At 71.0% G+C, this 15,535-nt stretch carries 12 protein-coding genes; 11 read left to right on the top strand and 1 reads right to left on the bottom strand.

Annotated features, from left to right (window positions below):
• Positions 1-284 precede the first annotated feature (284 nt).
• The 3 genes from ACIRSS_RS18680 (at position 285) to ACIRSS_RS18670 (ending at position 4,021) form a co-directional block, all read left to right on the top strand.
• Positions 285-2,579: a sodium-translocating pyrophosphatase gene (locus ACIRSS_RS18680; protein WP_400896349.1), complete on the top strand. Its 2,295-nt coding sequence runs from the start codon at positions 285-287 to the stop codon at positions 2,577-2,579.
• Between the two features lie 149 nt (positions 2,580-2,728).
• Positions 2,729-3,319 (top strand): hypothetical protein, encoded by a 591-nt coding sequence (locus tag ACIRSS_RS18675; RefSeq protein ID WP_400896347.1) that lies wholly within the window; start codon positions 2,729-2,731, stop codon positions 3,317-3,319.
• 51 nt (positions 3,320-3,370) lie between these two features.
• The gene (locus tag ACIRSS_RS18670) at positions 3,371-4,021 is read left to right on the top strand and encodes a hypothetical protein (protein ID WP_400896345.1); all 651 of its coding nucleotides are present in this window, start codon (positions 3,371-3,373) and stop codon (positions 4,019-4,021) included.
• A gap of 18 nt (positions 4,022-4,039) precedes the next feature.
• Here ACIRSS_RS18670 and ACIRSS_RS18665 read toward each other — a convergent pair whose 3' ends face one another.
• Positions 4,040-4,846: a serine protease gene (locus tag ACIRSS_RS18665; protein WP_400896343.1), complete on the bottom strand. Its 807-nt coding sequence runs from the start codon at positions 4,844-4,846 to the stop codon at positions 4,040-4,042.
• 296 nt (positions 4,847-5,142) lie between these two features.
• Between ACIRSS_RS18665 and topA the strand changes: the two genes are divergently transcribed.
• The 8 genes from topA (at position 5,143) to ACIRSS_RS18625 (ending at position 15,502) form a co-directional block, all read left to right on the top strand.
• A complete protein-coding gene (gene topA, locus ACIRSS_RS18660; protein ID WP_400896341.1) occupies positions 5,143-8,022 on the top strand; it encodes a type I DNA topoisomerase in 2,880 nt (959 codons plus the stop codon).
• A 118-nt stretch (positions 8,023-8,140) separates the two neighbouring features.
• Positions 8,141-8,734, top strand: a complete 594-nt coding sequence (locus ACIRSS_RS18655) for a hypothetical protein (protein WP_400896339.1) — start codon at positions 8,141-8,143, stop codon at positions 8,732-8,734.
• An 86-nt stretch (positions 8,735-8,820) separates the two neighbouring features.
• Positions 8,821-9,612 carry an ESX secretion-associated protein EspG gene (locus tag ACIRSS_RS18650; protein WP_400896337.1) on the top strand — a complete coding sequence of 264 codons (792 nt, stop codon included), beginning with the start codon at positions 8,821-8,823 and terminating at the stop codon, positions 9,610-9,612.
• Positions 9,605-9,799 carry a hypothetical protein gene (locus tag ACIRSS_RS18645; protein WP_400896335.1) on the top strand — a complete coding sequence of 65 codons (195 nt, stop codon included), beginning with the start codon at positions 9,605-9,607 and terminating at the stop codon, positions 9,797-9,799. The genes ACIRSS_RS18650 and ACIRSS_RS18645 overlap by 8 nt, the downstream gene beginning before the upstream one ends.
• Positions 9,792-10,583, top strand: a complete 792-nt coding sequence (locus ACIRSS_RS18640; protein ID WP_400896334.1) for a hypothetical protein — start codon at positions 9,792-9,794, stop codon at positions 10,581-10,583. The genes ACIRSS_RS18645 and ACIRSS_RS18640 overlap by 8 nt, the downstream gene beginning before the upstream one ends.
• An 803-nt stretch (positions 10,584-11,386) precedes the next feature.
• A complete protein-coding gene (locus ACIRSS_RS18635) occupies positions 11,387-11,992 on the top strand; it encodes a hypothetical protein (protein WP_400896332.1) in 606 nt (201 codons plus the stop codon).
• Positions 11,993-12,140: 148 nt separating this feature from the next.
• Positions 12,141-14,300, top strand: a complete 2,160-nt coding sequence (locus tag ACIRSS_RS18630) for a bifunctional MFS transporter/dTMP kinase (RefSeq protein ID WP_400896330.1) — start codon at positions 12,141-12,143, stop codon at positions 14,298-14,300.
• Positions 14,297-15,502, top strand: coding sequence for a DNA polymerase III subunit delta' (locus ACIRSS_RS18625; RefSeq protein WP_400896328.1), 1,206 nt, complete (start codon positions 14,297-14,299; stop codon positions 15,500-15,502). The genes ACIRSS_RS18630 and ACIRSS_RS18625 overlap by 4 nt, the downstream gene beginning before the upstream one ends.
• Positions 15,503-15,535: the final 33 nt, after the last annotated feature.

The following is a 15,535-nucleotide window of genomic DNA, read 5'->3' as shown; positions in this document are numbered from 1 at the left end:
TTCCGGAGATCGCCGGAACCCCAACGGAATCCGGCCAGAGGGATCGATCAAGTGAGGAGGCTCACAAGGTAACGGAATGTGCTGTCCCGGGGACGCCTTAAAGGCGCTGGTTGCGATACCAATACACTCCCGCAATCCACACCCTCTGTGGTGAGCGTCATGCGAGACGTGCATCGCCGCACGGCTAGCGTGTCGCTCGGTACAGGGTCCATGCCAGCGTCGGCAGTGTCGAACCCTCGGCTCGCCGTCGACGCTGGCGATCGGCGACGTCTCCTGGAGGACGAATGTCACGGCAGTTCCTCGCGGAGGGCGGGTCCATCACGCTCTCCGGAGGTGGCTACACGATTGTCGGTGTAGTCGCCGTGGTCGCGCTTGCCGCACTCGTCATCGGCTACGTCCTGCTCAAGGAGGTGCTGGCCGCAGGCCAGGGCACCGCCAAGATGCAGGACATCGCCAAGGCGGTGCAGGAAGGCGCGGCCGCTTACCTCAAGCGGCAGCGGAACACTCTCGCGATCTTCGGCGTGATCGTGTTCCTCCTGCTCTTCGCACTTCCCGCCGACGACTGGAACGAGAAGATCGGCCGTTCGATCTTCTTCCTGGTCGGTGCGGCGTTCTCGTTCGCGATCGGCTACCTCGGCATGTGGCTGGCGACGCAGGCGAACCTGCGCGTGGCCGCCGCGTCGCGCGAGGAAGGCGGCCGCGAGGTCGCCATGCGCGTGGCGTTCCGCACCGGCGGTGTCGTCGGCATGATCACCGTCGGCCTCGGCCTGTTCGGTGCCGCGGTCGTCGTGCTGGTGTACACCGGCCAGGCGCCCAAGGTGCTCGAGGGCTTCGGCTTCGGCGCCGCCCTGATCGCGATGTTCATGCGTGTCGGCGGCGGTATCTTCACCAAGGCCGCCGACGTCGGCGCGGACCTGGTCGGCAAGGTCGAGCAGGGCATCCCGGAGGACGACCCCCGCAACGCGGCCACCATCGCGGACAACGTGGGCGACAACGTCGGCGACTGTGCAGGCATGGCCGCGGACCTGTTCGAGTCCTACGCCGTCATGCTGGTCGCCGCGCTGATCCTGGGCAGCACCGCCTTCGGCGTGCACGGCCTGATCTTCCCGCTCATCGTGCCGGCCATCGGTGTCATCACCGCGGTCATCGGCGTCTACATCACCAAGGCGCGCGCGGGTGAGGGCGGTCTGGTCACGATCAACCGCTCGTTCTACATCTCCGCGGTCATCTCCGCCGTCCTGTCGGCGATCGCGTCGTTCGTGTACCTGCCGAGCAGCTTCTCCGACTTCGGCGCGGGCTACGAAAACTCCGGCAACCCGGCGGTCATCGCGACCATCGCGGTGATCATCGGCATCGTGCTCGCCGCGGTCATCCTGAAGCTGACCGGTTACTACACCGGCACCGAGTACAAGCCGGTCAAGGACGTCGCGCAGACGTCGGAGACCGGAGGCGCGACCGTCATCCTGTCCGGCATCTCGGTCGGGTTCGAGTCCGCTGTGTACACCGCGCTGGTCATCGGCGCGGCCGTGTTCGGCGCGTACCTGCTGGGCGGCGGCGTCGCGCTGTTCGCCGTGGCGCTGGCCGGCACCGGCCTGCTGACCACCGTCGGCGTCATCGTCGCGATGGACACCTTCGGCCCGGTTTCGGACAACGCGCAGGGCATCGCCGAGATGTCGGGCGACGTCGACGAGAAGGCCGCGCAGATCCTCACGGAGCTGGACGCGGTGGGCAACACCACCAAGGCCATCACCAAGGGCATCGCGATCGCGACGGCCGTCCTCGCGGCGACCGCGCTCTTCGGCTCCTACTCGGACGCGATCACGAAGACGCTGGCGGGTATGGGCAACGGCGTCGTCACCGGCATGGACGCGGCCAAGTCGTTCGTCAACGCGATCGTCAGCCCGAACACGCTGGTCGGCGTCATCATCGGTGCGGCCGTGGTGTTCATGTTCTCGGGTCTCGCCGTCAACGCGGTTTCCCGCGCGGCCGGCGCGGTGGTCTACGAAGTCCGCCGCCAGTTCCGCGACATCCCGGGCATCATGGAGGGCACCACCCGCCCCGAGTACGGCAAGGTCGTCGACATCGTCACGCGCGACTCGCTGCGTGAGCTGACGACGCCGGGTCTGCTGGCGGTCTTCGCCCCGATCGCGGTGGGCTTCGGCCTGGGCACCGGCGCGCTCGCCGGCTACCTGGCCGGCGCGATCGCCTGCGGCACCCTGATGGCGATCTTCCTCGCCAACTCCGGTGGCGCGTGGGACAACGCGAAGAAGCTGGTCGAGGACGGCAACCACGGTGGCAAGGGCTCGTCCGCGCACGAGGCCACCATCATCGGTGACACCGTGGGTGACCCGTTCAAGGACACCGCCGGCCCGGCGATCAACCCGCTGATCAAGGTCATGAACCTGGTCTCGGTCCTGATCGCGCCCGCCGTCGTCCAGTTCTCGATCGGTCCCGACGAGAACGCCGCTGTGCGCATCATCATTTCGCTGGTCGCGGTCGCCATCATCGTGGCGGCGATCGTGGTCTCGAAGCGCCGGGGAACGGTCCTTTCCGACACCCCGACGGAGATCAAGGCCTGACGCACCACCGTTCCCGGGCCCGGCACGCAGCGTCGCGTGCCGGGCCCGGGACGTGTCAGGCCATCCCACACTGGCTCGGCGACTTGCGAAGCAGCACCGAATCGGTACCGTCGGCCCTTCCGGGACGTCGTCGAGCAGGAGGTGCACAGGTGCGGCCGCGGTCAACCGTTTTCGCCGCCCTAACCACGACGATCACGATCGGCCTCGCCGGCTGCGGGCAGCAAGCCCCCGCGCAGTCACCGGCGCGGGACCAGGGTCTGTCGGTGACGACCGTGGTGCCGCAGGCCGATCCCGCGGCGAGATGGGCGGACGCCTACTGCGGCGCGGTGACGCACCTCGTCCGCACCCTGGCGGAACTCCCCACCGTCGACCCCAGCACGCCGCAGCAGGCGTCTCGGACGTCCAGCGACCTGCTTTCCTCGGTGGTCGGCGGACTCGACCGGAGCCTGGCCGGGCTGACCGCGCTCGGCGCGCCCCCGGTGCCGTCCGCGGACGGCGGCCGCGAGAACGTCATCGGCCAGTTCTCCGAGATCCGCACGCAGGCCGAGCAGGCCCGCCAGCGCATCGACGCGGTCCGCGGCGACGCGGAGGCGACCAAGGCAGCGCTCGGCGAGGCCAAGGCCACGCTCGACCGCATCGACGCCCTCGACTACCTCAAGGGTCTCAAGGGCGTCCCCGCGCTGGCCGCGGCCGAGCAGCGCGCTCCGGCGTGCCGTCAGCTCGATCAACCGCCTCGGTGAAGATCGGCGTGACTATCGCCACGAATCGAACTTGTGTTCTAGTATGGCGCGGTGGATCGGACGATCTCCCTCTTCTCCGCCGAGGCCAGCGGGCCGGGTCTGGGCGACCTGGCCGGCCTGTTGTGCTGCCACGGCCAGATCACCGGCTTCGGGCGCACGGCCGCCCGCCTGTCGGTGGTCGTCGAGGAGCCGTGGCGGGCGCACGTCCTGGCGCGTGAGTTCCGCTGCCGCGGTGCCGACGCCCAGGTCTCGAAGGCCGACTGCGGCAACCCGCAGGTGCGCACCTCCTTCCGCGTCGACCTGCTCCCGCTGGCGCTGAGATGGCTGCGGGAGGGCTGCGCGGGCCCCGCGGAGGACGACTCGGGCAAAGCGGTGCCCGACGGCTTCCGGCTCAGCGGGGCGATGCTGCGGATGTGGGTGCTGGCCGGCGGCCGCCCCGGCACGCAGGGCTACCTGCTGGGCGTCGACCCGCTGGCGCCGGGAATGCACGAGCGGCTGGTCGAGGCGCTGACGCCGCTGGGCGTCGCGGCGAAGCTGACCGGCCCGAAGGCCGAGGTCCCGGCCGTCAAGGTCACCGGGAAACGCCGCTTGGAGGCGCTGCTGGAACTGATCGGGGAACCACCACCGGGCGCCGAAGCGGCGTGGCCCGGCGCGGCACCGCGGCCGGTCCCGCACCCGGAGGCCGTGACGAGCACGGCCTGACCGGGCGCGGGCGGCGCGTCACGGCCGCGGCAGGGTGCAACCGGCCTGCGTGAGGGCGATTTCGTTGGCCGCGGTGAGGCACGCGGGAATGCCGTACGTCTCCTGGCCGTAGTTCGTCTTGTAGTGCACGGTGACGTTGCCGGCCTGGTCGACCTCGCACGGGTTGTTCTCCGTGCAGCGCGCGCCGTCCTCGTTGCCGGTGTTGTTCACGCCGACGACCTTGCCGCCGGACACGATCGGCGACCCCGACGTGCCGCCGATGGTCTGGCAGGCGGACGTGTAGCGGATCGAGTCCTTCCAGGTCCAGCTGCCCTCCTTCAACCGGTACACGAAACCGTCGATGTTGCAGGAGTAGATCCGCTTCCAGTAGCCGGAGACGACGTCGATCGCGGAGCCGGCCGTCGGGTGCGCGTTGGACAGCTCCAGCGGCGAAATCCCGTAGCTCGACTTGATCTGCGCGTAGGTGGTGGTGAGCTGGTAGAGCGACACGTCGGTGTCGGTCATCGTCCCGTAGACGATCTTCTTCGCGCGCAGCGTGCCGGCGTTGCCGCCGCTGGCGTTGAGCAGGGTGAACGTCCGGCTGGATGACCGGTTGGTGATGACCTGCCCGGGGCCGGGGAAGCCGGTCTCGAGGCAGTGCCCGTTGGACATGACGAGCGCGGGGGCGGTGTCGGGTGTCGCGGCCGGTTTGACCACCGAGCCCGAGCAGTTGGAGAGGGCTACCGTGCCGGCGAAGTTCGCCGCGGCCGCGCTCGCCGGAGTGGTCCCCAGTAATACTGTGGCGGTCGCGGCGGTGAGCAGGGCGCCGAGGAGGCGTCGGGTCATGGCGGATCCTTTCGGCTGGACGGGGAAACCAGTGAAGCGGTGACGTCCCCGCGCCCACCACCGTCGAACGGAGGGTATCCGGACGGTCACGCGCTAGGCTGCGCGGGACGTGGCCGAAATCACGTGGCGGGTACGTTGGGGAAACATCGTCGAGGTCAGCGGCGATGCGCTGGGCACAGGACCGGCGGCGTGTTGGGCCACCTCCACGCCGTCCGGGCCGGAACAGCGTGCACACTGGCAGGTCGAGACGCGGGCCCTGGGCAGGGACGTGGTGCAGTTCCGCCTGGCGGGACGAGATGAGCGGAGAGCAGGACAGCGTGGCAGGAGCACGGACCAAGAAGAACGGAGCCTCGGCGGACAACGGCGCCGGGCACCGGCGGCTGGTGATCGTCGAGTCCCCGACGAAGGCCCGCAAGATCGCCCCCTACCTGGGCGGCGGGTACGTCGTCGAGTCCTCCGTCGGGCACATCCGCGACCTGCCGCGTGGCGCTGCCGACGTGCCCGCCCAGTACAAGGGCGAGTCCTGGGCGCGCCTCGGCGTCGACGTCGACAACGGCTTCAAGGCCCTCTACGTGGTCACCCCGGACAAGAAGTCCAAGGTCACCGAGCTCAAGGGCCTGCTCAAGGACGTCGACGAGCTCTACCTCGCCACGGACCCCGACCGCGAGGGCGAAGCCATCGCGTGGCACCTGCTCGAGACGCTGAAGCCGAAGGTCCCGGTCCGCCGGATGGTCTTCCACGAGGTCACCGAGCAGGCCATCCGCGCGGCCGCCGACTCGACCCGTGAGCTGGACGCCGATCTCGTCGACGCCCAGGAGACCCGCCGCATCCTCGACCGCCTCTACGGCTACGAGGTCTCGCCGGTGCTGTGGAAGAAGGTCATGCCGAAGCTCTCGGCGGGCCGCGTGCAGTCGGTGGCGACCCGGATCGTGGTCGAGCGCGAGCGCGAGCGCATGCGCTTCACCTCGGCGTCGTACTGGGACGTCTCCGCCACGATGGACGCCGGCGAGGAGGCTTCGCCGCGGAACTTCTCGGCCCGCATGGTCGCCGTGGACGGCGCGCGCCTGGCCACCGGCCGCGACTTCGGCTCGGACGGGCAGCTCAAGGCCTCGAACAACGAGGTCCGCGTGCTCGCGGAGGCCGACGCGCGGCGCCTGGCCGACGCGCTGAAGCAGCGTGACTTCAAGGTCTCGAGCGTCGAAGAGAAGCCGTACACGCGGAAGCCGTACGCGCCCTTCATGACCTCGACGCTGCAGCAGGAGGCCGGCCGCAAGATGCGGTTCACCTCCGAGCGCACGATGCGGATCGCGCAGAAGCTGTACGAGAACGGCTACATCACCTATATGCGTACCGACTCCACGACGCTGTCGGAGTCGGCGATCTCGGCGGCGCGCAGCCAGGCCACGCAGCTGTACGGCAAGGAGTACGTCTCGCCGTCGCCGCGCCAGTACACGCGCAAGGTCAAGAACGCGCAGGAGGCCCACGAGGCGATCCGGCCGTCGGGCGAGGTCTTCCGCACGCCGGGCCAGGTCGCGGGCGAGCTGGACACCGACGAGTTCCGGCTCTACGAGATGATCTGGCAGCGCACGATCGCGTCGCAGATGGCGGACGCCAAGGGCACCACGATGTCCGTGCGGATCGTCGGCAACGCGACTTCGGGCGAGGAGTGCACCTTCGCCGCTTCGGGCCGCACGATCACCTTCGCGGGCTTCCTCAAGGCGTACGTCGAGGCGGTCGACACCGAGACCGGTGGCGAGGCCGACGACAAGCAAAGCCGCCTGCCGGTGCTGGAGAAGGACCAGGCGCTCACCGCGTCGGACCTGACCCCGGACGGCCACACGACCTCGCCGCCCGCGCGGTACTCGGAGCCGAGCCTGGTCAGCAAGCTGGAAGAGCTGGGCATCGGCCGCCCGTCGACGTACGCGTCGATCATCAAGACCATCCAGGACCGCGGGTACGTCTGGAAGAAGGGCTCCGCGCTCGTTCCGTCGTGGGTCGCGTTCGCCGTGATCGGCCTGATGGAACGGCACTTCGAGCGGCTCGTCGACTACGACTTCACCGCCGGCATGGAGGACGAGCTCGACCGCATCGCGGCCGGTGACGAGCAGCGCGCGCAGTGGCTGTCGAAGTTCTACTTCGGCGGCGACATGGGCGTCGACGGCTCGATCGGCCGCCTGGGCGGGCTGAAGAAGCTGGTCGAGGGCAGTGTCGAGGACATCGACGCGCGCGAGATCAACTCGATCCCGCTGTTCAGTGACGCCGACGGGCACACGGTCGTCGTCCGCGTCGGGCGCTACGGGCCGTACCTCGAGCGCGAGGTCAACGGCGAGTCGCAGCGCGCGAACCTGCCCGAGGACCTGCCGCCGGACGAGCTGTCGCAGGAGATCGCGGAGAAGCTGTTCGCGACCCCGCAGGAGGGCCGCACGCTGGGCACCGACCCGGTGAGCGGGCACGACATCGTCGCGAAGGAAGGCCGCTTCGGGCCGTACGTGACCGAGGTGCTGCCGGAGATCGAGATCCCCGAAGACGCCACGGCCGCGCAGAAGAAGGCGGCCAAGGCGAAGGCGCCGAAGCCGCGTACGGGCTCGCTGTTCAAGTCGATGGACATCGAGACCATCACGCTGGACGACGCGCTGAAGCTGCTTTCGCTGCCGCGCGTAGTCGGCAAGGACCCGGAGTCCGGTGACGAGATCACCGCGCAGAACGGGCGCTACGGGCCGTACCTGAAGAAGGGCACGGACTCGCGCTCGCTCTCGACCGAGGACCAGCTCTTCTCGATCACGCTCGAAGAGGCGCTGAAGATCTACTCGGAGCCGAAGCAGCGTGGGCGCTCCGCGACGGCGAAGCCGCCGCTCAAGGAGCTCGGCGAGGACCCGGTCTCGAAGAAGCCGATGGTCGTCAAGGACGGCCGCTTCGGCCCGTACGTGACCGACGGCGAGTACAACGCCACGCTGCGGAAGGGCGACGAGATCGAGTCGCTGACCGCGGAACGGGCATCCGAGCTGCTGGCCGAGAAGCGGGCCAAGGGTCCGGCGCCGAAGCGGAAGGCGCCGGCGCGCAAGCCGGCTTCGACGACGGCGAAGACGGTCAAGGCGGGCACGAGCAAGACCGCCAAGACCGCGGCCGCCAAGTCCACGACGACGAAGCGCAGCTCGACCGCAACGAAGGCCAAGTAAGACCGCTCGTGAAGGCCCCTGGTACGCCGGGGGCCTTCATGGCGTCCGGCCACACTTTCGAGTGACGTCTCGAACGGATGTTCGGGAAATTGTCGGTGGTCCCGGGTTTCATGGACGCGTGACCAAGACACCACGCACCGTGCGCACGGTGACCACCAAGATCCTCAAGCCGGTCCGGGCGGCGGCCGCCGGCAGTGCCACTGCCATGACCGTGATGGAGTCGCTGACCGGCTTCATCGGCACCGGCGGCGTCTGCGGCGTCGCCGTCGCGATGTCCGGCGAGCCGTGGACTTCGGCTTTCTTCGACGACCGAGAGAGCTTCGCCGTCGCCGGAGACGGCCTGGAGCTTTGCGGGCCATCTCCGGGTTCGACGGCGGAGCTGCTCCGGCTGGCGTTCACGCGGCTGCCGCCACGCCCGCCGGCGCCGGGTGCCGGCCTGTGGCTCGACGTGGACGAGCGCGGGGTGTTCGAGCCCGAGCAGGAGTGCCTGCTCTTCGATCTGGCGGAGGACTTGAGCCGGCCGCGGCTCGGCACCGTGCAGCTCGACGTCGTTCGCGACGGCTCGAGGCGGCCGTGGGAGATGCTCGCGCTGGTCGACGACGACCGTGGCCGGCACCTCGCGGCGCTGGGCCGGCGCCGGTTCTGGTGGGTGCCCGGGAGTGTCGGCCGGCTCGCGGAGTTCGTCGAAGGGCGGGTGTCGGAGCATGTGTGAGCCGCTCGCCGACCGTTCACCGATGGGGATCACCATCTCGAACATATGTGCGAGAAATTGTCGGTGCCAGGGTGTTCAATCTAGGGGTGAACACTTCAGTCGCCGTCTTCGACGTCATCGACGAGGTCATCGCCCCGCTGTCGGCCGAGGTGCCGGAGCGGCCCTCGGTGATGGAGTTCTACGACCCCGAGTTCGAGATCCCGCCGGTGCTGGCGGACACCGAACCGCTGCCGGGGCGGCGCTCCGCGCCGGCGTCGAGCCTTGCCGACGAGGTCGAGCAGTACACCCGGTTCGTCGCCGGGATGGCCGCGATCGGCCTCGCCCCGGGTGGCGAGGTCACGGCGGAAGCGGTCGGGCTGTACCGGGCGCTGCGCGGCGGGTTCATCCGCGGCGTGGTCACCGGCGTCTTCCCGGCCCGGCAGGAGCCGTGGGAGGTGCGGTTCTTCGGCGACGAGGACTACACCACGGTGCTGCACAAGCTGGGCAACCGGGCGCGGCTGCGGTCCGGCTTCCTGAGCGAGCTGCCGGGCTGGGTGTTCGACGGCCTGCCCGACCGGCCGCCGGGGCCCGGGCCGCACCTGCGCATCGAGACCGACGAGGGCGGCCTGATCCCGCGCCGGTGCGAGCGGGCGGTGGAGCAGATCCGGGAGTGCGCGGCCCGGCCGCGGCTTGGCACGGTGCTGGTCGACCTCGCGGTGCGCGAGGCGATCCTGGCCGAGTACCCGCACGGCGCGTTCGGGCTGGTGGACAACGACCTGGGCCGGTACCAGTTCAGCGCGGCGGTCGGCCGGACCGGGCGCTGGACGGTGACGTGGGGTCCGGCCTCGCGGAGCACGGCCGAGCAGTGGATCGTCGAGGCGGTGCAGAGCCATGCCTGAGCACGCGGCGGTGCGGACGACGGCCGGGGAAGGAGTGGACAGGGTGGTCGCGGCGGCCCCTCGGGACCTGACGGTGCGCGACGCGATCCTCGAGGCGGCCGAGCTGAACAGCGGCGTCCCGGAGCCGCGGCAGGCGGCCGGGCCGGGGGAGGAGCCCGATGAGAGTGAGAGGCGGCGGCATGGCTGAACGCACGGCGGCGCGCGAGCTGCTCGAGCTGGCCGCCGGCCCGGTGCTGGCGGCGATGCCGGACCGGGAGCCGGTCGACCGGCTCTACAACCCGGACGTCAGCGACCACGACATCCTGGTCCACGGCCCGGTGTCGGACGACCCGGCGGACCTGGTCGCCGAGGTCGAGCGGCACACGGCGTGGGCGGCCTGGATCGACGGCACCCCGTTCGGCGAGGACGGCGAGCTCAACGAGCTCGGCTTCGAGGTGGTGTCGCTGATGCTGCGCGGCTCGGTGCGGGCGGCGCTGTGCGGCGTGTTCGACGGCGAGCCGGAGACGGCGGACATCCGCTGCTACGCGGACGGCGAGCGGGCGTTCATGATGGGCTCGCTCCCCGGCCGCACGGCGATCCACCTGGCCGACTTCGAGGAGCTGCCGGAGATGCTGGTGGCGGAGCTGCCGGAGGTCCCGTTCGGAGCATCCCCGCGCGCGATCTGGGTATCGGTGGACAACGACGGCCTGGTCCACGACGGTCAAGACGACGACGTCTGGGCGATGCGCGAGCTCCTGGCCCGGCCCCGCTCGGGAACGGCGGTCCTGGACATGCTGGCGTTCGGAGGACTGTGCGCGGAGTTCCCCGACCACGGGTTCGTGTTGGTGGACACGGACCTGGGCAGGTTCGCCCTGGCGGCCTTGGACCGCGGCGACGGCCTCCGCCAGCTGGTCCTGAGCCCCTTCAGCCGCGGCATGCTCCGCGACTGGTGCCGGAAGATGATCGATTTGGGCCAAGAGGAGGTGCCCTAAGCGCAGCGGACGCGCGGTCGGAAGGTGCGGCGGCATGGGCTGGGGTGCGGTCGGTGGGCTGAGCGCGGTGCCGCGGGCCGGCCCGCGGCCCTGCCCGCCCCCGCTCCGGCCCTGACTTGCCCCGGCCCGACCCTGCGGACTGGGCCGCGGCTGGTCGGCTGAGTGCGGGCTGACCTGGTGCAGGCGGGGTGCGGCGGCCGGCCCAAGCGCGGGCCGGGCCGCGTCCCGCCGGAGTTCGCCGCCTCGGCCGAGCGTGGCCGGTCCGTCGGCGGTGAGCCTGGCTGGCGAGTCCGCACTGCCTGCTGAGCGCGGGCCGGCTTGCTGCGAGTCGACTTGGTGCGTTGCCAGCCGCCAGCGACTTCAGCGCGGCCCTGGACCGCCGCCGGCGGCCCCACCGCCGGCGCGATGCCGCGAGCCTCAGGCAAGCTCGCTGGCAGCCGCCGTTCGTCCCAACCCCGGCCGCTGCTCCAACCGGCCCGCCCACACCCCCAACCGGACCCCTCAACCTGCCTCCACCGAGCCGCGAACCCATGTCCAACTCGACCCGAAACCGGCAAACTGGTCACCACAGTCCACTGCCTGGCCACCCTCCCGCCGACGGCCGCTGTGATCGGACTCACTACGATCCGTCACCATTGGCGGTCGACCGGACCTCCGGCGGACTGGACACTGCAGGGGGTTCGGGCACGGGCTTGCGCTGCGTGACCGTCCCTCCAATTCAGACAGAGCCATTGGGCGGATGCGTTATCCGCCATCGTCGCTACCCTGGAAAGGCGAGGACATTCAGTAGTGAGGTGGTCACCATGAGCGCGAACGGTGAGGCTCCCTTCTTCAATGCCCCCGAGCTCACTCAGCGCGACGGCACTCTGTCCGCAGTACCCGGCGAAATGTTCGCCGACCCCGTCTCGGGACTGGTCACGGCCGACCCCGAGCCACGCACCGCGGTCGCGAATGGCCACGAGCCCGCCGCCATCCCGGTGGCCGGGCCGGTGCCGCACGACGAAGAGGCCGTGCGCCGGATGGTCGAGGAAACCCTCCGGGAGGAGGAGGCCAAGACCCCGGACGCCATCCCGCCCGCGGGCACCACGAGCACCGCCGGTGAACAAGCCGCGCCGCCGATGGGGTTGCTCCCGCGGCAGCGGAACCGGCGGCGCACCTGGCCGAACCGGCCGCCGCTGCAGCGGCCCGTGCGGCAGAGGCCGCCGGTGGACGACGACTTCGACGAAGACCTCGAGGTCGTGCCCGTCAAGCGGCGGCGGCTGCCGTCGATGGCGATGCCGGCGTTCAACCGGCCGTCGTCGAGTGCGGCCGGGGTCATGCTCGCCGTGGCGTTGCTGATCGTGTTCGGTTTCGTCGCCATCGAGATGGTGTCGAGCCTGGTCAGCAGCGTGTCCGCACTGTTCGACTAGCGTTCGCTCGCTGGTCCCCGTCCCGCCGGGACCTCGGGGCCGTCCGCGCGGCAAGGGCCGATCGGGCTACCCTGACTTCACGGTCGGGCGACCTCACCACGGCGCCCGGCATCGCGGTGACTAGTGGGGTGGGCGTATCAGCGAGGGCGTGCGATCGGTACCCGGGGCCGGCCCGGGTGGGTCGTCGGGCGCCGAGGCGTCCACGATCAACCGGGTCCGGCGGGTACTGGCGATCAAACCGTTCCGGCGCCTCTGGGGCGTCACGTACCTGTGCAGCGTGGCCGACTGGCTGAACATCCTCGCCCTGACCGGCCTGGCCACGAAGCTGACGAACAACTACTTCGCGCAGAACTTCGCCTTCGTCGGCGTCGTCCTGACGGGCCTGGCGCCGGGGCTGCTGTTCGCCCCGGTCGGCGGCTTGCTCGCGGACCGGTTCGACCGCCGCAAGGTCATGGTGGTCGCGGACCTGCTGCGCTGCGGCTTCCTATTGTCGATCGCCTTCGTCAGCGCGCCGTGGTGGCTGCTCGTCGGCAACTTCCTCGTCGGCAGCGCGGCGAGCATGTGGATCCCCTCGAAAGAGGCCGCGGTCCCGAACCTGCTCCGCCGCCCCGACCAGGTTGAGACGGCCAACCAGCTCGGCATGGTGATGACCTACGGCCTCGCCGTCATCACCGCGGCCGGCGCGAACGCGATCATCACCGGCGTCAACACGACCTTCCACCTCTTCCCCGGGGAGAGCGCGAGCCTCAGCATCGCGAAGCTGGTCGTCATCATCACCGGCCTGCTCTACCTGGCCAGCGCGATCCTCATCGCCACCCGCATCCCCGAACTTTCCCTGCGCAACGTCCACGCGCTGCCGGAGCAGAAGGTCAAGCCGGCCGACGAGGAGAAGCTCGGCGTCGGCACGATGATCGCCGACGGCTTCCGGTTCATCCGCAGCACGCCGCTCGTGCGCGGCCTGCTGGTCGGCGCGTTCGGCGCGTTCGCCGCGGGCGGCGCGGTGATCGGCTCCGCCAAGCCGTACTCCTCGAGCCTGCTGGCCGGTGACTCGGCGTTCAGCCTCCTGGTGCTGGCGGTCTTCCTCGGCCTGGCCTCCGGGATGGCGCTCGCGCCCAAGCTCTCCCGACGGCTCCCGCACGACCGGTTGTTCGGCGTCTCCATCATCGCGGCCGGGCTCTCGCTCGCGCTGGTGGCGTTGTCGCCGCACCTGTCGATCTCGCTCATCACCGTGGTGCTGGTCGGCTTCTGGGCCGGGACGGCCTTCCTCACCGGTGTCACGATCATCGGCTCCCGCGTCGAGGACGCCATCCGCGGCCGGATCAACGCGATCTACCAGCTGATGATGAAGCTGGTCCTGTTCGGCACGACGGTCACGGTCCCGGTCCTGGTCGGCGTGGTCGCGCCGCACACCATCAACGTCTGGGGCAGCCCGGTCACGATCGACGGCACCCGGCCGATCATGCTCGCCGGCGCCGCGATCGCGCTGGTCGCGGGCCTCTTCGCCTACCGGCAGATGGACGACAAGCGCACCGAGCCGATCCTCTCCGACCTGCGCAACGCGCTGCGCCGCACGCCGCGGCGCGTCAACGGCTTCCTCATCGCCGTCGAGGGCACCACCGCGATCAACACGGCGATCCAGGCCGTCAACCTCGCCGACTGGATGCGCGGCGGCACCCGGCCCGTGGTGGTCGCCGCCGACCCCGCACTCGACGACCAGCGGCTCACCGCCCTCGTCTCCGGCGCTTCGCTGACCGGGGCGCGGGCCCAGGCGCTGGCCGCCGCCGCGGTGCGGGCCGACATCGTCGAACGGCACGTCCAGCCGGCGCTCGACGCCGGTTCGGTCGTCGTGATGGAGCGGTTCGTCGACTCGCCGCTGGCGCACCTGTCGGCCGTCGCCGGGCTCGACAGCGACGAGCTCGAAGGCCTCGCCGACTGGGCGACCGGGCGGCTGCGCCCGGACCTGACCGTCCTGCTCGACTCCGCCCCGCACGGCGCGCCGCGCGACCGGTCCACCACGATGAACGACCAATGGCGCGTCCAGCACCTGCTCACCGAGATGGCCGCGGCCGATCCCGACCGGTACGTCGTGATCGACGCTGACGGCACCGACGCGGAGGTCGCCGCGCGCATCCGCACCGCGCTGCGCGCCGTGTTCGTCGGCCGCCTGTCCGCCCTCGCGCCGGCGACGGACGGGCCGGCCATCGCGGTCCCGGCGACCACCGGCGCGCCGGCGACGGACCAGCCGTCGACCCTGCCGCTGGACCTCGGCGACCCCGTCCCGGAAGAGCCTCGCGTGGAGGCGAAGTGACGACGATCGAGCGCATCGGCGTCTGGAACCAGCTGGTCGGCCAGGAGCCCGCGGTCGAGACGCTGGCCTCGGCCGCGTCGGCCGCGGCCAAGATCGTCGCCGGCGAGCCCGCCCCGCCCGGCGCGATGACGCACGCCTGGCTGCTGACCGGCCCGCCCGGGTCCGGCCGCTCGGTGGCGGCGCGGACGTTCGCCGCGGCCCTGCAGTGCAGCACCGGCACCGGCTGCGACGCCTGTCCCGGCTGCCACACGGTGATGGCGGGCACCCACGCCGACGTCCGGCTCGTGGTGCCGGAAGGCCTGTCCATCTCGGTCGCCGAGATGCGCGCGCTGGTGCAAGCGGCCGCGCGCCGCCCGACCACCGGCCACTGGCAGGTCGTGATCATCGAGGACGCCGACCGGCTCACCGAAGGCGCGTCGAACGCGCTGCTGAAGGCCGTCGAGGAACCACCCGACCGCACGGTCTTCCTGCTCTGCGCGCCGTCGGACCACCCCGACGACGTCTCGGTGACGATCCGTTCGCGCTGCCGCCTGGTGACGCTGCGGACGCCGCCGCCGGAGGCGATCGCGGACGTCCTGATGCGCCGCGACCACGTCGACCCCGAGCGCGCGCAGTGGGCGGCTTCGGTGTGCGGCGGCCACGTCGGCCGCGCGCGCCGGCTCGCGACGGACGAGGCCGCGCGGCAGCGGCGAGCCACCGTTTTGCGGATCCCGCTGGGCCTCAGGCGCCCGAGCGACGTCTTCACGTGCGCCGACCAGCTGATCAGCGCGGCCGAGGCCGACGCGGGTGAGGCGAGCAAGGGCCGCGACGAGGACGAGCGCAACGAGCTGCGGACGGCGATGGGCGGCGACGGCGTCGGCAAGGGCGTCGCCGGCGCCAAGCGAGCCGCCGAAGCGGCAGTCAAGCAGCTGGAGAAGAAGCAGAAGTCCCGCGCGACCCGCACCCAGCGCGACACGCTCGACCTCGCCCTGATCGACCTGGCCGCCTTCTACCGCGACGTCCTGGTGACGGCGACCCGCTCCGGCGCGACGCTCAACCACCCCGACCACGCCGACCAGATCCGCGAGGCGGCGCAGGCGTGGACGCCGGAGTCGACGCTGCGCCGGCTCGAAGCGGTGCTGGAATGCCGTGAGGCGATCGACTTGAACGTCAAGCCGCGCATCGCCGTCGAAGCGATGGTCACGACTCTTCGCCAAGGCTGAGGTCCGCCCGAAAGGACATTGTCGCGGGCCTGC

Origin of the sequence: Amycolatopsis sp. NPDC101161, from assembly GCF_044768185.1 — a bacterium.
GTDB lineage: Bacteria > Actinomycetota > Actinomycetes > Mycobacteriales > Pseudonocardiaceae > Amycolatopsis.
The sequence above is the reverse complement of the archived record's forward strand: the minus strand, read 5'-3'. Positions and strand labels throughout refer to the sequence as shown.

Excerpts from the sequence above, each read along its gene's own strand:
- ACIRSS_RS18635 (WP_400896332.1), top strand. The coding sequence starts at position 11,387 with ATGAGCGCGAACGGTGAGGCTCCCTTCTTCAATGCCCCCGAGCTCACT.
- topA (WP_400896341.1), top strand. The coding sequence starts at position 5,143 with ATGAGCGGAGAGCAGGACAGCGTGGCAGGAGCACGGACCAAGAAGAAC.
- ACIRSS_RS18680 (WP_400896349.1), top strand. The coding sequence starts at position 285 with ATGTCACGGCAGTTCCTCGCGGAGGGCGGGTCCATCACGCTCTCCGGA.
- ACIRSS_RS18665 (WP_400896343.1), bottom strand. The coding sequence starts at position 4,846 with ATGACCCGACGCCTCCTCGGCGCCCTGCTCACCGCCGCGACCGCCACA.
- ACIRSS_RS18645 (WP_400896335.1), top strand. The coding sequence starts at position 9,605 with ATGCCTGAGCACGCGGCGGTGCGGACGACGGCCGGGGAAGGAGTGGAC.
- ACIRSS_RS18640 (WP_400896334.1), top strand. The coding sequence starts at position 9,792 with ATGGCTGAACGCACGGCGGCGCGCGAGCTGCTCGAGCTGGCCGCCGGC.